The 20833-nt window shown below is 66.8% G+C and carries 15 protein-coding genes; 2 read left to right on the top strand and 13 right to left on the bottom strand.

Annotated elements, in window-relative coordinates:
- Positions 1-74: 74 nt before the first annotated feature.
- The 4 genes from alaS to GGQ63_RS03575 all read right to left on the bottom strand — a co-directional run bounded on the left by alaS (position 75) and on the right by GGQ63_RS03575 (position 6268).
- Positions 75-2732: an alanine--tRNA ligase gene (alaS, locus tag GGQ63_RS03590; protein ID WP_183852538.1), complete on the bottom strand. Its 2658-nt coding sequence runs from the start codon at positions 2730-2732 to the stop codon at positions 75-77.
- 301 nt (positions 2733-3033) lie between these two features.
- Positions 3034-4110, bottom strand: a complete 1077-nt coding sequence (recA, locus tag GGQ63_RS03585; protein WP_183852536.1) for a recombinase RecA — start codon at positions 4108-4110, stop codon at positions 3034-3036.
- Positions 4111-4333: 223 nt separating this feature from the next.
- Positions 4334-4912, bottom strand: coding sequence for an AAA family ATPase (locus GGQ63_RS03580; RefSeq protein WP_183852534.1), 579 nt, complete (start codon positions 4910-4912; stop codon positions 4334-4336).
- A 387-nt stretch (positions 4913-5299) separates the two neighbouring features.
- Positions 5300-6268, bottom strand: a complete 969-nt coding sequence (locus GGQ63_RS03575) for a hypothetical protein (RefSeq protein ID WP_183852532.1) — start codon at positions 6266-6268, stop codon at positions 5300-5302.
- Positions 6269-6675: 407 nt separating this feature from the next.
- Here GGQ63_RS03575 and GGQ63_RS03570 point away from each other — a divergent pair, with 407 nt between their 5' ends.
- A complete protein-coding gene (locus GGQ63_RS03570) occupies positions 6676-7311 on the top strand; it encodes a papain-like cysteine protease family protein (RefSeq protein ID WP_183852530.1) in 636 nt (211 codons plus the stop codon).
- A 203-nt stretch (positions 7312-7514) separates the two neighbouring features.
- On the opposite strand, the gene GGQ63_RS03565 is transcribed toward GGQ63_RS03570, so the two are convergent.
- The 3 genes from GGQ63_RS03565 to ppsA all read right to left on the bottom strand — a co-directional run bounded on the left by GGQ63_RS03565 (position 7515) and on the right by ppsA (position 12657).
- On the bottom strand, positions 7515-8096 hold the full coding sequence (locus tag GGQ63_RS03565) for an SLATT domain-containing protein (protein ID WP_183852528.1): 582 nt from the start codon (positions 8094-8096) through the stop codon (positions 7515-7517).
- Positions 8086-9411 (bottom strand): SMODS domain-containing nucleotidyltransferase, encoded by a 1326-nt coding sequence (locus tag GGQ63_RS22305; RefSeq protein WP_183852526.1) that lies wholly within the window; start codon positions 9409-9411, stop codon positions 8086-8088. The genes GGQ63_RS03565 and GGQ63_RS22305 overlap by 11 nt, the downstream gene beginning before the upstream one ends.
- 822 nt (positions 9412-10233) lie before the next feature.
- Positions 10234-12657: a phosphoenolpyruvate synthase gene (gene ppsA, locus GGQ63_RS03555; RefSeq protein ID WP_183852524.1), complete on the bottom strand. Its 2424-nt coding sequence runs from the start codon at positions 12655-12657 to the stop codon at positions 10234-10236.
- 633 nt (positions 12658-13290) lie between these two features.
- On the opposite strand from ppsA, the gene GGQ63_RS03550 reads away from it, so the two are divergent.
- The gene (locus GGQ63_RS03550; protein ID WP_183852522.1) at positions 13291-14853 is read left to right on the top strand and encodes an FGGY-family carbohydrate kinase; all 1563 of its coding nucleotides are present in this window, start codon (positions 13291-13293) and stop codon (positions 14851-14853) included.
- Here GGQ63_RS03550 and GGQ63_RS03545 read toward each other — a convergent pair.
- From GGQ63_RS03545 to GGQ63_RS03520, 6 genes are read right to left on the bottom strand one after another with little or no spacing between them, the layout of a single operon-like run.
- Positions 14843-15643, bottom strand: coding sequence for a UTRA domain-containing protein (locus tag GGQ63_RS03545; protein WP_183852520.1), 801 nt, complete (start codon positions 15641-15643; stop codon positions 14843-14845). The genes GGQ63_RS03550 and GGQ63_RS03545 overlap by 11 nt on opposite strands.
- Positions 15644-15656: 13 nt before the next feature.
- Positions 15657-16415, bottom strand: a complete 759-nt coding sequence (locus tag GGQ63_RS03540; protein WP_210308353.1) for a creatininase family protein — start codon at positions 16413-16415, stop codon at positions 15657-15659.
- A gap of 8 nt (positions 16416-16423) precedes the next feature.
- A complete protein-coding gene (locus tag GGQ63_RS03535) occupies positions 16424-17395 on the bottom strand; it encodes a phosphotriesterase family protein (RefSeq protein WP_183852518.1) in 972 nt (323 codons plus the stop codon).
- Entirely contained in the window at positions 17392-18351 is a 960-nt protein-coding gene (locus GGQ63_RS03530; protein ID WP_183852516.1) for an ABC transporter permease, read from the bottom strand. Before GGQ63_RS03530 ends, GGQ63_RS03535 begins: the two co-directional genes overlap by 4 nt.
- Complete coding sequence (locus GGQ63_RS03525; RefSeq protein WP_183852514.1) at positions 18348-19292, bottom strand: ABC transporter permease; 945 nt, start codon at positions 19290-19292, stop codon at positions 18348-18350. The genes GGQ63_RS03530 and GGQ63_RS03525 overlap by 4 nt, the downstream gene beginning before the upstream one ends.
- Positions 19282-20832 (bottom strand): sugar ABC transporter ATP-binding protein, encoded by a 1551-nt coding sequence (locus GGQ63_RS03520; RefSeq protein WP_183852512.1) that lies wholly within the window; start codon positions 20830-20832, stop codon positions 19282-19284. Before GGQ63_RS03520 ends, GGQ63_RS03525 begins: the two co-directional genes overlap by 11 nt.
- Between the last annotated feature and the right edge of the window lies 1 nt (position 20833).

Raw genomic sequence — 20833 nt, 5'->3', positions numbered from 1 at the left:
CCGACCGTATCGGCCCGCCTCTTGTCGAGATGATGACCCGATCGCCGCGGAAGAACCGCTCCGCGGCGCTTCCCTCACTCCGACAGCGCCGCGGCGATCGCGGCGATCGCGGCCTCCGCCTTCGCCCCGTCCGGGCCGCCGGCTTGCGCCATGTCCGGCCGACCGCCGCCGCCTTTGCCACCGAGCACTTCCGCGCCCGCACGGACGAGGGTGACGGCGTCGACCACCGCCAGCCGGTCCTGCGTGACGCCGACGACGAGGCTCGCCTTGTTGTCCTCGTCGACCGCCACGAAGGAGACGACGCCCGAGCCGATCTGCTTCTTCGCCTCGTCGACGAGGCCCTTCAGATCGCGCGCCGGAATGCCCTTCAGCACCCGCCCGAGGAACCGCGCACCGCCGATCTCGCGGATCTCACCGCCGCCCGCCGCACCCGCCGCCTCACCTCCGCCGAGCGCGAGCTTCCGTCGCGCCTCGGCGAGTTCCCGCTCCAGCCGCCGGCGATCCTCGACGAGGCTCTCGACGCGCTCGGCCGCCTCGTCCGGCCGAACCTTCAAGAGGCCCGCGACCGCTTTCAGGCGACGCTCCTGCGCCTCGAGATGGCGCCGTGCGGCATGTCCAGTCAACGCCTCGACCCGGCGCACCCCCGCGGCGACCGCGGTCTCGGCGACGACGGTGACCAGCCCGATCTCTCCGGTACGCCCGACATGGGTGCCGCCGCAGAGCTCGACCGAATAAGGCCGGCCATTGCGGGCCCCCATCGAGACGACGCGGACCTCCTCGCCATATTTCTCTCCGAACAGCGCCATCGCACCCGAGCGGACCGCCTCGTCGCGGTCCATCAGGCGGGTGACGACGGGGGCGTCCTGCAGGACGACGCCGTTGGTGATTTCCTCGACCGCGGCGATTTCGTCGTCGCCGATCGGCTTCGGATGCGAGAAGTCGAAGCGCAACCGTTCCGGTGCAACGAGGGAGCCCTTCTGCGCGACATGCTCGCCGAGCACGGCGCGGAGTGCCGCGTGCAGGAGATGGGTGGCGGAATGGTTGGCACGGATCGAGCCGCGGCGGGCATGGTCGACGGTAAGGCGGACAGCCTCGCCGCGGGCGATCGTGCCGCGGACGACGGAACCCAAATGGACGAAGAGACCATCGGCGCGCTTCTGCGTGTCTTCGATCTCGACCACCGCCCCGGCATCGGTCTCGATCCGGCCGGCATCGCCGACCTGGCCGCCCGACTCGCCATAGAAGGGGGTCTGGTTGACGACGACCGCGACAGCCTCGCCTTCCGAGGCCGAAACGATCTCCGCCCCGTCCCGCACCAGCGCCAGCACCGACCCTTCCGCGCTCTCGGTCTCGTAGCCGAGGAACTCGGTCGCGCCGAGCCGGTCGCGCAGGCCGAACCAGACCGCCTCGGTCGCCGCCTCGCCCGACCCGGCCCAGGCGGCGCGCGCCTCCGCCTTCTGGCGCTGCATCGCATCGTCAAAGCCGGAGAGATCAACGCCGATGCCGCGGGCGCGCAGCGCATCCTGCGTCAAGTCGAGCGGGAAGCCATAGGTATCGTAGAGCCGGAACGCGGTCTCGCCGGACAGCATGCCGCCGGCGGAAAGGTCGGAGGACGCCTCCTCGAGCAGACCGAGACCGCGGGCGAGGGTCCGGCGGAAGCGGATTTCCTCGAGCCGGAGTGTCTCGGTGATCAGCGCCTCGGCGCGGACGAGTTCGGGATAGGCCTGGCCCATCTCGCGAACGAGCACCGGCACGAGCCGGTGGAGCAGCGGCTCGGACGCCCCGAGGAGGTGGGCGTGGCGCATGGCGCGGCGCATGATGCGGCGCACGACATAGCCGCGTCCTTCGTTCGAAGGCAGCACGCCGTCCGCGACGAGGAAGCTCGAGGCACGCAGATGATCGGCGATCACCCGGTGGCTCGCCCGCCGCTCACCCTCCGCGGAAACCTTGGTGAGTTCGACCGAAGCACGGATGAGCGTCTGGAACAGGTCGATGTCGTAATTGTCGTGCACGCCCTGCAACACGGCGGCGACCCGCTCGATGCCCATTCCGGTGTCGATCGAGGGCTTCGGCAGCGCCACACGGTCACCCGGCCCACGCTGCTCGTACTGCATGAAGACGAGATTCCAGATCTCGATGAAGCGATCGCCATCCTGTTCCGGGCTGCCGGGCGGTCCACCCCAGATGTCGGGTCCATGATCGTAGAAGATCTCGGAGCACGGGCCGCAAGGACCGGTGTCGCCCATCTGCCAGAAATTGTCGGAGGTGGCGATCCGGATGATCCGGTCGTCCGGCAGGCCGGCGATCTTCTTCCAAAGCGCGTGCGCGTCGTGATCGTCGACATAGACGGTGACGAGCAGCCGGTCCTTCGACAAGCCGAACTCGCGGGTGACGAGGGTCCAGGCGTGCTCGATCGCCTGCTCCTTGAAATAGTCGCCGAAGGAGAAATTGCCGAGCATCTCGAAGAAAGTGTGGTGCCGCGCTGTATATCCCACGTTGTCGAGATCATTGTGCTTGCCCCCGGCCCGGACGCATTTCTGCGCCGTGGTCGCCCGCGGCTGGGGTGGGATCGACCGGCCGGTGAAATAGTCCTTGAACTGGACCATGCCGGAATTGGCGAACATCAGGGTGGGATCATTGCGCGGCACGAGCGGGCTCGACGCGACGATCTCGTGGCCGTTCTTCGCGAAGTAGGAAAGGAAGGCCGACCGGATGTCGTTGACGCTCGCCATGGAAAACCGCCTGAACACTCGCTAGGGAGACGCCTCCTCCGGCTCCGGGCGCGCATTCCCACCCTTCGGAGACTGTGTGCCGCCTTGTATCCGCAGCCCGCGAGGCTGTCCAGAAACCTCGCGCGGGCAAGCATCCTTCAGGCGGAAACGTCACAGCCGCCGCAAAGGAAGAAAGGCCGCCCGAACACCCCCCCCCCGGTCCGGCCGACCGGTCCGGAGCCTCAGACCCGGCGGGCAGCCGCGATCGGCTCGGGATCAGCCGCCGAGCGGACGCGCCGTTCGCGCGCGTCCGGACGCGCGCTCAGTCCTCCGCATCCTCCGGATCCGGCCCGCCCTGGGCCAGAAACTTCTCCGCGATGAGGCCGGCATTCTGGCGGATCGCCGCCTCGATCGCGCGGGCCGCTTCCGGATTGTCGCGCAGGAAGGCCTTGGCGTTCTCCCGGCCCTGGCCGAGCCTCTGGCTGTCATAGGAGAACCAGGCGCCCGACTTCTCGACGATGCCCGCCTTGACGCCGAGATCGAGCACCTCGCCCACTTTCGAGACGCCTTCGCCATACATGATGTCGAACTCGACCTGTTTGAACGGCGGCGCCAGCTTGTTCTTCACCACCTTGACGCGGGTCTGGTTGCCGGTGACCTCGTCGCGATCCTTGATCGCGCCGATCCGGCGGATGTCCAACCGGACAGAGGCGTAGAATTTCAAGGCATTACCGCCCGTCGTCGTCTCCGGGCTGCCGTACATCACGCCGATCTTCATGCGGATCTGGTTGATGAAGATCACCATGCAGTTCGACCGCGAGATCGAGGCGGTGAGCTTGCGCAGCGCCTGGCTCATCAGCCGGGCCTGGAGACCGGGCAGGCTCTCGCCCATCTCGCCCTCGATCTCCGCCTTCGGCGTCAGCGCGGCGACCGAATCGACGACCAGCACGTCGATCGCGCCGGAGCGGACGAGCGTGTCGGTGATCTCGAGCGCCTGCTCGCCGGTGTCCGGCTGGGAGATCAGCAGATCGTCGAGATTGACGCCGAGCTTGCGGGCATAGACTGGGTCGAGCGCGTGCTCGGCGTCGACAAAGGCGCAGATTCCGCCGCTCTTCTGGGCTTCGGCGATGGTGTGGAGGGCGAGCGTCGTCTTGCCGGAACTCTCCGGCCCGTAGATCTCGACGATCCGGCCGCGCGGCAGGCCGCCAATGCCGAGCGCGATGTCGAGGCCGAGCGAACCGCTCGAGATGGTCCCGACCTCGAGCGCCGCGCTGCCCTGGCCGAGCCGCATGATGGAGCCCTTGCCGAACGCCCGCTCGATCTGGCCGAGAGCGGCGTCGAGCGCCTTGGTCTTGTCCATCGTCAATCCTTCGACCAGCCTGAGACTCGCCTGCGACATCGTCGACCTCCTTATTTCATACCGCTCTGCCCCGAACAATGTTCTCATTGTGCACGTTTTGTTCTCTCGCGCAAGAGCATACTCAACCGATTGGAGAAAAATAAGGATTCGCCGGGTGTTCGAATTTTGTTCCCACCGCCTTGCCGGCGTCTTGGACCGGAGTGGAGCAGGGCGGCGCGGCACGACGAGGGTCGCCCGTGGCCGGCCTCCGCTCCCCCGCCGCCTAGCCCGCGCCGAGGATGGCGAGGACGTGGTCGGCGCGGGTCTCGACGGGAACCTTCGGCAGGACGTGGAGGGTGTGGCCGAGCGCCGGATAGGCGGCCGCGAGCCGGTCATATTCGGCGACCGCCTCGGCGAGGCCGTGGCGCCGGTCGCCGTCGGTCCGGAAGATCCCGGGCCAGGGGGGGACGAAGAAGACGGCACGGTTCGACGGATGGGCGCGGGCGAGCGCCGCCCATTCCCCGGAGCCGCCGCGCGCAGCCCCGGCGCCCTCCGCCGCGAAGGCGGTCTCGCCGGCGCAATGGGCGCGCGCGACGAGCGCGTCGACGAGCCCCCGGTCGAAGAAGACGAGGCCCGTTCCGGCGGCCGCGGCGGCGCGGTCGGCGAGCGCCATCGCGATCGCCCGGTCGAGAAAGGCGGCGAGATCGACCCAGGGCAGCGCCCGCCCGCCGCGCGCCCGCTCGGCGGCGATGATGCGCCGGCCCGGCTCCTCGACGACGCGGTGCCCGCGCCGCCGCAACGCCTCGATGAGCGTCGACTTGCCGCCGCCGGAACAGCCGGAGAGAATGACGAAGCGGTTCATGGGAAGGTCCAGAGGGTATTGCGTGGTGGAGGTACTTCGCGCGGGACGGACCCGCCGCCGGCCGATCGATCGACCGGCTGCAAGCGCCGGCCGCCGGCACCCTCGATAGAGGACGGATTCGCCGAGACCACCCCGCCGGAGCGGACGAGCGGAGATCGCTGAAAAGGACAACCCCGCCGGCCGGAGCCGGCCGCTGGCGCTCTCGATTGGGGAACAGGCCACAGTCGTTGCCTACCGGCGCCAGCTTCCCGGCGAGCGGCTACATAACCCTACCCACCGAAGCGAAGATCCAACAGATCGCGCCTTCTTATGCGGGGGCTCCGACGCCACGGTGATCAGCTGAGTGTCGGAGCTGAATGCAGCAGGAGCGACCCGGCCCCACCACAGCTAGAGCCCCTCGGAACAGGCCGTTGCGAGCTTGGCGAAGTCGGCCAGCGTGCCGTAGCCATGGTTCTCGAGCCAGCCCCCAACGCGTTTCTCGATATTATCCGCCGTATAGGGACGCATCTGTCTATAATTGACGCTTCCCGGCAGTATGGCGACAACAATGTCGAGCTTTCCGGTATCCAGCGCCTTGGCGTCCTTGTAATTTTTGGGCTGGCTGGCTTGTCCGAGAAGCGCCATGTTCAGCGCCACGGACCCCTCGCCGATCCGATGACCATCACCATAGTCACCAATGATCGCCGGCACGCCGATATTGCTGCGCGGATTGATGGCAATCACAAGATCGCCAACGCCTGCTCCATAGTTGCGAAGTGGATTGTCTTCGCCACGCAGGACGATTGCCGGTATGTAGCGTTGGTCAAGATGCTCGTCGATAAGGCACTCGCCACTATCCGAGGGCTTGCGGCCATTCGTAAGCTTCGTCATCGAGCCGAAATAGCCTTTGTACTTGCCACTCTTGAAGATGCAGGCTCCCCCGCTGTCCGGATCCGGCGCCAGCACGCTTTCCCAACCTATGGCATACGTCTCGTTCAGACTCTTCGGGAATCCCGCCTCCCGCCATTGCTCGTAGACATCGAAGAACTCCTTGCCCCGCAATCTCGTTTTTGGGGCCGAACGGAGCCAGATCGCTATGCCATTGTCGATCCGGTTTATGGCCAGCCGTTCGCCTTTCGGATCAAGCGGATGATAGGAAACAGGCGCCCCGTCGGTATTGACCGCCAGCGGCGCGCGAAAGACCGCGAAGGCATCGACATCGCCGCGGCCTTCGGCACGAAGCTTCAGTACGTCCTCCCCTGCAAACGTCCCGCTGGCCAACGTCTTGCAGGGCGATGCGGCCCCAGCGAACTGAGGCGCGAGTACAGCCAGACCGACGCTTATGCCGATTGCCTTAAGGGCAGAATGCAGCTTCATTATTGCCTCCCGCGCCCGGCCCGCAGAGCCCCGCACCAAGATACCCATCCCCGATGATGCCCGGTAATTCCTTGAGAACGAGAGAATTATTGTATAAGTGAAAACTCTTGGAACCACGTCCACGGAAGACCGATCTACTAGAGCATAGGCTACAATCGGACACGCTGCAATAGCCCTACAAGAACCCGCCGATTACCAATACTGTCCCGTGAACGGGACCGGCGTATGTTTATGATTGAGAGTTCCAGAAATTTTCCGATTGCAATTGAAGATCGAACTCCACATGTGTCATGATGAGATGTCATTGACGGCATCGCCCGGTCTCACTCACGACGGACGCGGATTCTTTTCGGTGAAGCCTGCTTCCTGGACTCTAACAGCGACTTTCTGCCTCTAGGACCATGGAAATGCGTATCGGACGTAGAGCATTTTCTATCGGAGCGCTGGCTTTCGGCGTCGCTTCTGCGACGAAGACGCTGGCATATGAGACCTGCGGGCCGCAGGCCTGCGAGGCCGGGATCGATATCCGGCATATCTCGGCCAATTACGATTCTCAATATCAGTCCCAATGGTGTTGGGCCGCCTCGATCTCGATGGTGTTCCGGCACTATGGTTACAGGGTCAGCCAGGAGCGGATCGTCCGCGAGACCTATGGAGTCGTAGGCAACATTCCAGCGGTCACGGGCTTGGCGATTTCGAAGAACCTCGACCGTGAATGGCAAGACGACGAGGGTCAAAACTTCGGTGTCGAGATCGAGGGTCTCTATGACGCCGACGCCGGGATCATGTCGCTGACCAACGGAGACATCGTGGATGCGCTGCGTGACGAACGGCCGCTGATCATCGGCAATCGCTCGCACGCCATGGTGATGACCGCCGTCGCTTACGTCCCCTATCCCGGCAATCCGCAGATCTTCAACTTCGGAGTCGCCGACCCGTTTCCCGGAGCCGGACTCCACGGCGCGCAGCCGCGCGAACTCTACCCTATGCATATGGGAGGGGACCTCCGCTATCTGTGCCTTCCACGTATTCAAGAGAGTTAGCTGAGTCCAACATCCCAGCGGAAAGGGGTAGCTATCGCTCGCGAAAGCGACTATTTCAGATGGGGTATTCGAGCGCTCTTGCACAGCAACTTCGAGCGTGGTTGAGCCAATTAGGACTTCCACTGGCACCATGCGGAGCTAATCATCGAGTCGCCATAGAATTCCAATGTTAGATAACCGGTGAGCATGAAAGGGGCACGCGCTTATGTTCCTTCATCGGTCTTCGGTCGTCCGCCTGAACGTTTTAGTGATAGCGGTAGAAAACAATCTATCTCGTCAGAACTGAACGTCATGTCTTCCATTTTCTGAAGACGCTTCTGAGCCTCAACGTAGGCTTTGCCATCCGTTTGTGGCGCAGATTGATAGAGTGCGGCGAGCATAGTCTGCAACTCGTCGCGACGCTCAACGGCCGCCTGCCGGTCAAGAGCCGGCAGATCCGTGAGGAGCGAAAGGTAACACTCGCGGACGTTCCACAGTTTTGCCGCGGCATCGCGGTGTTTCTGCGCGGTCGCGCCCAAATCGAAGTTCTTGAGGTAGGTTGTCACCAAGAGCGTAAGGAATGACACCAGAACCGTTGCGACCTCGAAGAACGTCTCATTCGTTACAACTACACCAACAGCGCCCGTGCTCGTCGCTGCGGTGAGGACGATCTGTCCAACCTTAAACCGATTGAGTTTTTTAGTGCAGTTGTCGGCCATCCTCTCGTGCGTCTTGTGTGTATAGACCACCCGACCGAAGCACTCGCGGATTTGATCCTCAAGGGTGATGTCATAATCAAGCTTCATGGTCACCTACTTCAGCGCTCTGTGCGCTAATGGGAACGAGGATGTCATCTCGCGCGACGACAACACCATTCAGGACCGCATAGCATTCCACAAGGTGGTTGCCCCGGAAGTCGGTGCTTTCACGCCGTTCCCAATCGCCATCGTCACGGATAATTTGGCCGCGGATCATGTCGCGCCGCTCAGCCTCGTCTCCTCGATTCAACACTTTCCAATAGATGTCGACGTGATCGGGGAGATCGGCGCCGTCCGCGACGAAGAATCGAAGTTTTTTCTTGCGCAGCAGGATGCCGTGCCGCTCGAGAAGGTCGAGCAAGCGTGTGGCCCGGAAGCCGTTCTGTGTAACCTCGCAATCGATCCGCATCTCGTACCGGACATCCAACGGAAACCGATCCTCAACAAATTCCTCGGTGTTGCGAAACGCTGCTTTGGCGAGCGTGGCTTCTGTTTCCGACTTGGATGCTGGAGCGGGATAGCCATTGCCGAACACGTCTCGCCACTTCTGGCGCTCATTCGCTTGGCCGCTCGCCTCGATAGCCTTCAGGCAGAGTTCGTGGGCCTTCTTTGCCTTCCGCTCGAACCTCTTCTTTACCCGTACGCGCTGTCGGCTGCCGAGGGCGGCGTATTCCGACTGTTTGGGTTGGTCAGCCAGGAACTTGAAGAAATCGCGACACATATAATTGTAGTAGAGGTAACTTTTCTCGTCATACTCATCGGTCGATTCAAGAAAGTTGTAGGCGAGCGTATCAATCAGAAGGCCACCCATAGCCACGCCGCGCTTGTTCTTCCAAGCGCGAGCCATCTTACACAAGCGCCGGAGATTCCGATTCTTTCGCTCATTAGCCGCCCGCACCTCATCGAGTTCGGCTTGGGGCTTTGTGATCTTCCATGAACCTCCGTTCGCTGTGTCGGGATATTTGTAGCTTCCATCCGCCTCCCGAAAAGCGGGCATAACCTCAATATGGAAATCCCTATAGAGGACCCGCACAACTAGCCGATCAACCTTCACCGTTGTGGATGGATAGCGCGCCTTGATCGCATCCTTGGTGTCGCGAAGGAGCTCGTACTGTCCGCCATCCTTGTAGGTATCCCACTCAGAGGCCGGGACAATATAGATCATGTCCAGATCGGAAATGCCCTTAATCGCCGTCCAACGACCATAGGAGCCGACCTGAAGGCTGTTGGCAGTTTTCGAATCGGTATCTCGAAATTGCTTGTTCAGCGCGGACGTGATCTCACCATAGCGAAGCGAGATAGTTGCTGAGTTATCTACTTTGATATTGTCGAGAAAAGTCCTGAAGTCGTCCGCGATACCCACGTTGCCTCCTGTCGCCTCTCGGGATGATGTGCACGCCGTAGGTTCCGAATCGACGAGCTGATGTTCCTACTTTGTGCTGGCGCCGCCGCATCCGTCAAACCACGCAACATGATCTGCCAACAGAAAATGCGGAAAGCTTCGTAGAGATCAGCTTCACAACGGTATCTTCGTTGAGAAGAACCCGTGTGCGATGCTCTCCTTTGAACAAATACTGAAATATTCGTAGTTTATAAGCCATCTGAAGATTGGTCATGAGAAGTGCCGGCCCTTGATTCGACAAGGGGATTCGCATGTCCCAAAGTCATTACATTGGGCGGGATGTCTCGGCCCGTACCGTCAATCCCTGCGTCGTCAATCGCGACGGCCACATGGTGCACGAACGCAAGTTTACCTCTGAAGCGGAATAGATGCACAGCGAAACCTGGGATCAAGCATCCAATTAAGGCCGGGCGGATACCACACCGACGGGCCGCGGGCGATGCTGCGGCTCGTGACGCTTCTCTTGGGGCTGGCTATGGGGCGGACGTGGATAGTGAGGTGTCGTCGACCCTTTCGCCTGATCGCCGATCTCTCCGACCATCGCCGCCATCATGGAATCATGACGATGCTACCGAAGGAGGCTTTCGAGGGGGGCGCCCGCCGTTCTCGACCTGTGGCGCGCGCCCTGCGAACCCGAACACCGCCTGCCGAGGGCGGTTCGGCTCAAGGGGCGAGGCGCGCGGTGGTGCGGTCCGGCAGTTGGTCCGTCCCTTCCCTTGCGTTATCGTCTCCTTCGATCCCTCCGCCCGCCTCCCTTCCCTTCCTCCCACGCCTCCCCTCCCCCTACCCTCCCCCCGCCTCCGCCGCCGCGACGGCGTGTTTCACGGCGGCGAAGCTGTCGGGGCTGACCGACATCGAATCGATGCCGCATTCGACGAGGAAGGCCGCGAAGTCGGGGTGGTCGCTCGGGGCCTGGCCGCACAGGCCGATCTTGGCGCCCGCCGCCTTCGCCGCCGAAATCACGCTCGCGATCATCCATTTCACCGCTGGGTCGCGCTCGTCGAACAGATCGGCGAGTTCGCCCGAATCGCGGTCGACGCCGAGGGTGAGCTGGGTCAGGTCGTTCGAGCCGATCGAAAAGCCGTCGAAGCGCTCGGCGAACTGCGCGGCGAGCACGACGTTCGACGGGATCTCGCACATCACGAAGACCTTCAGGCCCTTGTCGCCGCGCGTGAGGCCATTCTCCGCCATCACGGCGAGGACACGGTCGGCCTCGGCCGTCGAGCGGCAGAAGGGGATCATCACGACGACGTTCGAGAACCCGATCTCGTCGCGGAGCCGCCGGATCGCCCGGCATTCGAGCGCGAAGCCCTCGCGGTAGCGCGGCGAATAATAGCGCGCCGCGCCGCGGAAGCCGATCATCGGGTTTTCCTCCGCCGGCTCGAATTCCGCCCCGCCGACGAGGCCGGCATATTCGTTGGTCTTGAAATCGCTCATCCGCACGATCACGGGCTTCGGATAGACGGCGGCGGCGATGCGCGACAGGCCGGTCGCGAGCGTGTCGACGAAATAGTCGGTGCGGTCGGCATAGCCGGCCGTCAGCGCCGCGATCTCGGCCCGCGCCGCCTCGTCCTTCAGCGTGTCGTAGCGGACGAGCGCCATCGGATGGACGCGGACATGATTGCTGACGACGAATTCCATCCGGGCGAGGCCGACGCCATCGGCCGGGATCCGCCACCAGCGGAGCGCCGCGGCCGGATTGGCGAGGTTGAGCATCACCTCGGTGCGGGTCTGCGGCAGGCCGGCGAGATCGACCGTCTCGGTGGCGATCTGCGCCGTGCCCGCGTAGACGAGGCCCTCGTCCCCCTCGGCGCAGGAGATCGTGACCTCCTCCTCGTCGTGCAGGAGGTGGGTGGCGTTGCCGGTGCCGACGATCGCCGGCAGGCCGAGCTCGCGGCTGACGATCGCCGCGTGCGAGGTGCGGCCGCCGTGATCGGTGACGATCGCCGCCGCCTTCTTCATGATCGGCACCCAGTCGGGATCGGTGGTGCCGGTGACGAGGATCGAGCCCTCGACGAAACGGTCGATGTCGCGCGGGTCCTCGATCAGGCAGACCCGGCCGGCGACCGCCGCATCGCCGATCGCGAGTCCCTTGACGAGGGTGCGGCCCTGGCCGGCGACGGTGTAGCGGCGGAAGGCCTCGGCGCCGCGGCGGGACTGTACCGTCTCGGGCCGGGCCTGGACGATGAACATCGCGCCGGTCTCGCCGTCCTTCGCCCATTCCATGTCCATCGGGCAGCCATAATGCTTCTCGATCTCGACCGCCCAGCGGGCGAGGCCGAGCGCCTCGGCGTCCGACAGCACGAAGCCGGCGCGCTCGGCCTTCGAGGTCGGCACGTTGCGCGTCGGCGATGCGCCGCCGGCATAGATCATCTTCTTCGCCTTCTCGCCGCGCTTGCGGCTGATGATCGGACGGAGCGCGGGGTCGGCGAGCAGCGGCTTGAAGATCTGGTATTCGTCCGGGTCGACGGCGCCCTGCACGACATTCTCGCCGAGGCCCCAGGCGGCATTGATGACGACGGCATCGGGAAAGCCGGTCTCGGTGTCGATCGAGAACATCACGCCCGAGCCGCCGAGATCGGAGCGCACCATCTGCTGCACGCCGATCGAGAGCGCCACGGCGCGGTGGTCGAAACCCTTCGCCTGGCGATAGCTGATCGCCCGGTCGGTGAAGAGCGAGGCATAGCAGCGCCGGCAGGCGTCGAGGAGGGCCGCCTCGCCGCGGATGTTGAGGAAGGTCTCCTGCTGGCCGGCGAAGCTCGCATCGGGGAGGTCCTCCGCCGTGGCGCTCGAGCGCACCGCGACGTCGACCTCGGCCTTGCCCGTGCGGGCGCAGAGCTCGCGATAGGCGGCGGCGATCGCGCCGCGCGTCGCCGCGGGGAAGCGGCCCGAAAGGAGGAGCGCGCGGATCGCCGCGCCGGTCTCGGCGAGGCTCGCGCGGCCGTCGGCGAGCGCGGCGAGCCGCTCGGCGATCGGCGCGTCGAGGCCGTTCTCCGTCACATAGCCGCGGAAGGCGGCGGCCGTCGTGGCGAAGCCCGGCGGCACGCGGATGCCACGGGCGCCGAGCCGCTGCACCATCTCGCCGAGCGAGCCGTTCTTGCCGCCGACCAGCGCGACATCGCCGCGGCCGACCTCCTCGAACCACATCACCGGCCGCGCCGCGGCTTCGACGGGCGTCTGTGGGCTCTCGCCCGGCAGGTTCTGCATCGTTTCCTCTCCCTGTTCCCGGAGCGGAGTCTGCGCCTGCGGGAGCGCGTCGCCTTGATCGCGGTCAAGGGAGGGGGCGTGCCGATCGGCACTTGTCCTGATTGGCGAAGGGCCCCCTCACCCTTCCGGCCCAACCGTCTCGGCCGCTGCCGCGGCCTGCGACGCCGAGGCCGGAAGCCCTCTCCCCCCTCGGCTCGGCTGTTGCCGAGCCGAGCGCGGAAAAGGCGAAGTCGGCAACAGCCGACTTCACCGCCGGGAGAGGGGGCGGCGACCCGGACTGCGCCCATGATTCGGGTGGAAGAGCGCCGATCGCCCGGGCGCCACGGCCGGGACCCCCTCTCCCGCTCCGCGGGAGAGGGCCGGGGTGAGGGCCTTTCCTCCGTCAATGAAGAAAGGCGCACCCTCACCCTTCCGTCCTGAGCGTCTCGGCCGCTGCCGCGTCCTGCGACGCCAAGGCCGGAAGCCCTCTCCCCCTCCGCTCGGCTGTTGCCGAGCCGGGCGCGGAAAAGGCGAAGTCGGCAACAGCCGACTTCATCGGCGGGAGAGGGGGCGCCCGACCGTCGGCGCGCCTCCACGCCTCCCGGGGGTGACGGCAGCTTGACGAATGATGAGCCAGCCGACATGACTCTTTGTATGGACAAGGGGTCAATCGAGGAGCGGATCGTGGGCGGCTACGTGCTCGGCATCGATGTCGGAACCTCGATGACCAAGGCGGCGCTGTTCGATCGCGCCGGCCGGGAGGTCGGCTCGGCCGGACGGCGCACCGCGCTCCGCTCGCCCTATCCCGGCTGGTTCGAGATGGAGGCGGAGGAGCTCTACGGCGCCGCGGCCTTCGCCTGCCGGACCGTAGTCGCCGAGACCGGCGTCGCCCCGGCCGATGTCGAGGGCCTCGCCATTTCGGGCGTGATGATCGGCGGCTGGCCGGTCGATGCGGGCGGCGCCGTGTTGCGGCCCGGCATTCTCTGGAATGACGGGCGGGCGCAGACCCTGCTCGACCGCCGGGTCGCCGCAGATCCGGCGCTGATGGCGAAGCTCTTCGATTCCTCCGGCCAGGTGATGCAGCTCGGCTGCACGCTGCCGGTGCTCGCCTGGCTCGCCGAGAACGAGCCGCAGACGATCGCCCGCGCCCGCACGATCCTCTGCGCCAAGGATTACCTTCGCCTGCGGCTCACCGGCCATGTCGGCACCGACGAGACCGATTCGGCGATCGCCCCGGGCAGCGCGCGCGAGCGCCGCTTCAATCCGGCGCTGCTCGATCTGTTCGGCATCGGTCACCTCGCTCACCTCTTGCCGGCGGTCGCCCGGTCGGAAGCGATGGTCGGCGGGCTGACGGTCGGTGCGGCCGCGGCGCTCGGCCTCCCGGCCGGCACGCCGGTCGCGGTCGGCGCCGGCGATCTGCCGGCCTGCGTCATCGGCGCGGGCGCGGTCGAGCCGGGCATCGCGGTCTCCGTCGTCGGCACGACCTGCCTCAACGGCGTCGTCGCCGACGAGCCGGTCTTCACCCCGCGCGACATGGGCATCCTCTTCACCGTGCCCGGCGATCTGTGGATCAAGACGATGGTCAACGTCGCCGGCACGACCAATCTCGACTGGGCGCTCGCAGCGCTCACGCCCGACATCGCCGGCCGGCCCGACGCCTATGAGCGCCTCGCGGAGATCGCGGCGGAGAGCCCGGCGGGTGCGGCCGGCCTCGGCTATGTGCCCTATCTCTCCCATATCGGCATCATCGCGCCGCGGCTCGAGCCCGGCGCCCGGGCCGGCTTCTTCGGCCTCGATCCCGATCACCGCCGGCCGCATCTGGTGCGCGCCGTCTATGAGGGGCTCGCCTACGCGATCCGCGATTGCTATGCGCGGATCGGCCGGCCGGTCTCGGCGATCCGGCTCGTCGGCGGCGCGGCGCGCAGCCCTTTCTGGGCGCAGATGATCGCCGACGTCACCGGCACGCCGGTCGAGGTGCCGGAGGGCAGCGAGTTCGGCGCGAAGGGCGCGGCGCTGCTCGCCGCCGTAGCGGTCGGCTGGTTCCCGGACGTTCGCACAGCCGCCGCGGCGAGCCACCGCACGCGCCGCCGGTTCGAGCCGGATGCCGCGCCCGCGGCCGCTTACGATGCCGGGTTCGAGCGCTTCCGCCGCGCCTCCGACGCGCTCCTCGACGGGGTGGCGCCGGCCTATCGGCCGAAGCCGGCCGTCAGCCTTTGAAATCGCCGAAGCCGACGCGGTAATCCCACGGGTCGGCGACGGGCGGCGGCTTGTCGATCCAGTCGGTGCCGACCTGCGAGATCGAGATTTCGAGCGGCACGGGCAGCATCTCGACGGTCGACAGTTCGATCGGCGCGCCCTCCTGGTCCCAGGCGCGCCGCTCGGCGAGGAAAATCGCGCTGCCGGGCGGCAGGCCGAGCAGGCCGGCGGTCGCGGCGCTCGCGATCACCGGGCGATAGGCGTCCTCGGCGTGCACGACGGTGCGGCCGTGGCTGCGCCGCAACGTGTCGTAGAGGCCGCGGTCGAGATGGGCGAGCTCGATCGCGCCGAGCAGACGCAGGTTGAGGAGCGTGCTCGTGACGGCGAGCGGCCGGCCGTCGCCGAGCACCAGCCGGACGTGGCGATAGGCGCTCGCGCCGTCCTCGATGCCGAAAAAGGCACAGGCCGCGGCGCTCGCGGGCTCCGGCCCGCTGCCCAGCACGCGATAATCGACCGTGAGGCCCTGCGCCCGGATGCCGTCGGTGATCGAGGTGATGGCGCGGTAGCGCTTCGCCACCGCGCCATGATTGATGAAGGTGCCGGTGCCCTGCTGGCGGCCGAGCAGGCCCTCCTGGACGAGGATGTCGAGCGCCTGCTGGATCGTCCGGCGCGACACCTTCCATTCCTGCACGAGCTTCAGTTCGCCGTCGATCTTGTCCTTGTAATAGCCCGACAGGATGCGGGCGCGCAGACCTTCGGCGACCTGGATGTAGATCGGTCGGTGATCGCGCGCGGCGACGTCGGCTTTCACGGTCGGGTCCTGCTCAGGCTTCTCTGCCGCGAGCATAGAGGGCGGCGAGGAGTTCGGCCATCCGGCCGAGCACGGCGTCGAGGATGATCCGGCCCTTATCGGCGGTCGCGGCGGTCGCGTCGCCGAGCACCGGGCTCGCCGAGAATTCGCTCCAGCGATAGGCGAGCTCGGAGAAATCCTCCGGGAAGGCCGGATAGTTGACGACCGCCTTCTCCATCCGCACCGCCTCGGGCGCGAGGTGCAGCATATAGGAGGTCTCGATCTCGCAGGCGTGCATATAGGCGGGGTGGGCGGCCGGCTTCTCGCGCACCGCCCGCGTCGGTTCGGCAGCGCCCGGATAGTTGAAGATCGCGAGCGTCACGCCCTCGTCCTTCAGCCGGCGCTGCGCGTCGCGGAGCGCGACGACATTGCCGTAATGCGTGTTGACGACCGCGATCGCCGTCACGCCCTTCGCCTTCAGCGACAGGCCGATCTCGACCACGATGCGCGACACGGTTTCGTTCGACAACGAGATCGAGCCCGGCTGATCGGCGAGCGACCAGACCTGGCCGAAGGGCAGCAGGGGCAGCAGGAGGAGCGGCGTCGCGCCGGCGACGCGCTCGACGAGCGCGGTCACCAGCCGGCGGGCGAGGATGTTGTCGGTGCCGGACGGCAGATGCTCGCCATGCGCCTCGACGGCGCCGATCGGCAGCAGCGCGACGGGTCTCCGCGCGAGAAGCGCCCGCGCCTCGGAATCGTTGAGGCCTTCGAGATCGGCGTTTTCCAGATGCACGATCGCCCTCAGCTCGTGAACGCGAAGGCGCGCTGCGGATTGTCCACCATGAAGGTGTGGATGAGCGCCTTGCCGTCGAAGCCGGCCTCGCCCGCCTCCTCGACGAAGCGCGGCACCCAGCTTTCGAGGATGTAGCCGAGCCCGAGGCCGCCCTCGCCATAGTTGCGGTACATGGTCCGCCGGGCGATGTCGCCGCCGATCAGGATCTGTTTCTCGTGGCCGCGCGCGACGAGCTTCAGGATGCAGTCGATGAGCACGCTTTCGGGGTGGTATTTGATCCGCGAGATGCCGTCGAAGCACAGGAAGGCGCCGGTCTCGGCCGCCTTCCGGTGCACAAAGGGATCGGGGTTGCGGTCGACATGGGCGATCGTCAGCCGCGTCGGATCGACGCCTTCGGCCCGCACGATGGCGAGCTGCTCGAGGATCAGCGTGCCGAGCTCGGTGTGCGAGTGGAGCGGCGCGCCGGTCTCCTTGTGCGCGTCGAGCGCGGCGCGCAGCGCCTTGTCCTCGGCCTCCGAGATGGTGTTGTAGCCGGTGCCGAACTTGACCACGCCGCCGCGCAGATCCGTCCCGTCGAGCCCCTCCGTCACCTCGGATGCGATATGGGCGGCGAGCTCGGCCCGGCTCTTGCCGTCGATGAAGGCCTGGAAGGTGCGGCCGTCCTTCATGTGTCCGGGCCACATCACCGCCTTGTTGAAGCCGGCGGTGGCGATGATCCGGATGCCGGTGCGCTCCGAGATCGTCTTCAACGCGACCGGGTCGCGGCCATAGTCGATCGCGGTCGCGTCATAGACCGCCTGGCCGCCGGCGGCGACGAACAGCTCGACATCCTTGATCGACGCCTCGATGTCGTCGATCAGGAAATCGTCGAGCTTCTTTTCCTTCCAGAGCGGCGGCACACAGAAGAGATGATCGTGCGCATAGGTGACGCCGAGCGTCTTCGGATCGATGTCGCCCGTGAGCGTGCGGATGAAGCTCATGAGGATTTCTCCTTCCTGAAGCTCGCAAGCGCGAGCGCCAGCATGATGATGAGGCCCTGGACGATGAATTTCGCGGCCGGGGGAAGGGCGAGGAGATAGAGCAGGCTCTGCACGACGAAGAGGATCAGCGCGCCCGCCATGGCGCCGAGCGGCAGGAAGACGCCGCCCGAGAACAGCGCGCCGCCGATCACCGCCGCGGCGATCGAATCGAGGGTGAAGCCGTTGCCGACCCCGATCGAGGCCATGCCGGTGATCGCCGAGACGAGGATGCCGCCGGTCGCCGCGAGCAGGCTCGACAGGACGAAGGCGAGCACGATCAGCCCGTCGGAGGGGATGCCGCTGTGGCGCGCGGCGACGAGATTGGCGCCCGAAAGGATCATCTTGCGGCCGAGCATGGTGAAATGCACGAGCAGCATCAGGAGGACGAGGAGCGCCAGCCAGATCAGCGCCGAATAGGGCACGAACCCGAACAGCCATGCCTCGGTGACGACCCGGAAGCCCGCCGGCACCGCACCGCGCGGCGAGCCGCCGGTGAAGAAGACGACGAGGCCCGCGACGATCATCGAGGTGGCGAGGGTGGCGAGAAAGGACGGGATGCGCAGCTTCGTCGTCATCAGCCCGTTGGCGAGGCCGACCAGCGCGCCGGCGCCGAGCGTCAGGGCGACCGCCGGCCCGGTATTCGCCATGTCGCCGGCGAAGACGGCACAGAGCACGATGTTCGCCATCGAGGCGGTGGCGCCGACCGAAAGATCGAGCCGCCCCATCATCAGGACGATCGCCTGGCCGAGCACGACGACGCCGAGCGGGGCGGCCTGGCGGACATTGTCGAGGAGCAGGAGCGGCGAGAACAGCCCGGCCGAGACGAAGAAGGCGACGAGCAGCAGGACGAGCAGGGCGACGGCCCGCAGGCTCGCCGCGGCCGGCCGCATGCGGACGAGATAGGCGCTGGTGCTCATGCGGTCCTCCGGACGCCGCCGCGCATGAACAGCATCAGCGCGACCACGAAGATCAGGCCCTTGGCGATCTGCTGCAGGTTGGGGTCGAGCTCGAGCAGGTTGAAGGCATTGGCGATCAGGACGAGGGCGATCGAACCGGCGAGCACGCCCGGCACGGCACCGCGGCCGCCCTGCAGCGCGACGCCGCCGAGCACCGCCGCGGCGATCGCGTCGAGGGTGAAGGAATCGCCGATCAGCGGGTCGCCCGAGAGGATCTTGATGCCGACCGCGACGCCCGCCGCCGCGGCGAAGAAGCCCGAGGCGAGGAAGACCGACCATTCCACCCGCCGCACGTCGACGCCGTTCGCGTAAGCCGCGCGGTCGTCCGAGCCGAGCGCATAGATGCGGCGGCCGAAGCGGGTGAAGCCGAACAGGAGGAAGGCGCCGAGGAAGGCGAGCAGAATGACGGCGAGCGGCCAGCCGACGAGCAGGTCCTGGCCGTAGAAGGCGTCGTAGAACGTGTAGTCGACCTCGCCGCCCGGCGTCGGCATCAGGATCAGCGCCGCGCCTTTGACGATCGCGGAACTGGCGAGCGTCATGATCAGCGGGTTGATGCGCAGATAGATGACACCCGCCGCATTGAGCGCGCCGCAGGCGAGGCCGGCGACGAGCACGAGCGGCACGGCCGCCCAGCCGAGCGAGGTCGATGTGGTGGCGAGGATGGCGGTCGACAGGCTGATCACCGAGCCGACCGACAGGTCGATCCGGCCGGCGAACAGCACGAAGGCCTGGCCGAGCGCGGCGAGCGACAGCGGCAGGACCCGGTTGACGAGATTGCCGAGATTGCCGGCGGCGAAGAAATCGCCCGACCAGGAGGCGGCGACCGCGACGATCGCCGCGGCGAGCAGGAGCGCCGGCAGGCCGAGCAGGAGATTGGTGCGGATCGAGCCCCTAGGCAGCATGGACGGCCGCTCCCTCGGGGCCCGCGGCGAGACGCATGATCGCCTCCTCGGAGAAATCGGCGCGCTCGAGCGTGCCCGTCACGGCGCCCTCGAAGAGGACGTGGATGCGGTCCGACAGACCGATCAGTTCGAGCATGTCGGCGCTGATCAGCACGACGGCGACGCCCTGTGCGCTGAGTTCGCCGACGAGACGGTAGATCTCGGTCTTGGCGCCGACGTCGACGCCCTTGGTCGGCTCGTAGAGCACCAGAACTTTCGGCGTCTCGGCGAGCCAGCGGGCGAAGACGACCTTCTGCTGATTGCCGCCGGAGAGCTGGCGGACCGGCTGTTCGATGCCCGTCGAGCGGATCGCGAAGCGGCGGCGCGCCTCCTCGGCGAAGGTCCGCTCGAGGTTCTGCCGCAGCCAGCCCCAGCGGCTCCTCGCCGACAGCGCGAACAGGCTGACATTCATGCGGACCGGCAGGTCGAGAGCGAGCCCCTCGTGTTTGCGGTCGTCGGGGATCGAGGCGATGCCGGCGGCGATGCCGCGCGAGACGGAACGGACCGGCACGGCCGCGCCGTCGACGGCGATCGTGCCGCCGGTGAAGGGCGCGATACCGGAGAGCGCGCGGGCGAGCGGGCGCTGGCCCTGGCCTTCGAGCCCGGCGAAGCCGACGATCTCGCCGGCGCGCACATCGAGGGTCAGGGGCTTCAGTCCCGGGGCGACCGCCGCGTCGAGCGCGAGGCGCACCGGCCGGTCCGCGAGCGTCGCGGGGCGGGCGGGGAAGATGTCGGTCAGCGTCCGGCCGACCATGGCGCGGATCAGGTCGTCGCGGTCGAAGCCGCCGCGCGGCGCGTCGAGCGTCAGCGTGCCGTCCTTCAGCACGACGGCGTGGTCGGCGGCCTCCATCACCTCGTCGAGCCGGTGCGAGATGAAGATGACGGAGCCGCCGGCGGCGGTGAGCCGGGCCATCGCCTTCAGCACGAGTTCGGTCTCGTGCGAGGAGAGCGAGGCGGTCGGCTCGTCGAGGATCAGGAGCCGCGGGGCAAGCCGGATCGCCTTGGCGATCTCGAGCATCTGCCGCTCGGCGGCGGAAAGGTCGGCGCCGAGCCGGTCGGACCGCAGCGCGAAACCGAGCCCGGCGAGCACCGTCTCGGCGTCGCGGTGCAGCCGGCGCTGGTCGATCAGGCCGAGCAGCCCGCGCGGCTCGGCGCCGAAGAGCAGATTCTCGGCGACCGTCAGGTCCGGCAGGATCGCCGTTTCCTGCAGCGCCAGCGCGACGCCGGCCGTGCGGGCGGCCTGCGGAGATGCGGGGCGGTAGGCCGCCCCGTCGAGCGTCAGCGTGCCGCCATCGGGCGGAAAGGTGCCGGCGCAGACATGCATCAGCGTCGACTTGCCGGCGCCGTTCTCGCCGACGAGGGAAACCACCTCGCCGGCGCGGACGGAGAAGCTCACGTCCCGCAACACCAGATTGCTGCCGAAGGATTTCGACACGCCCGACACGGCGAGCCGCGCGGGCGCGGCGCCGTCGGAGGGAAGGGGGGACGCGAGCATCGCCATC

The sequence above is a fragment of the Prosthecomicrobium pneumaticum genome, assembly GCF_014199915.1.
Lineage (GTDB): Bacteria > Pseudomonadota > Alphaproteobacteria > Rhizobiales > Kaistiaceae > Prosthecomicrobium > Prosthecomicrobium pneumaticum.
The sequence above is the reverse complement of the archived record's forward strand: the minus strand, read 5'-3'. Positions and strand labels throughout refer to the sequence as shown.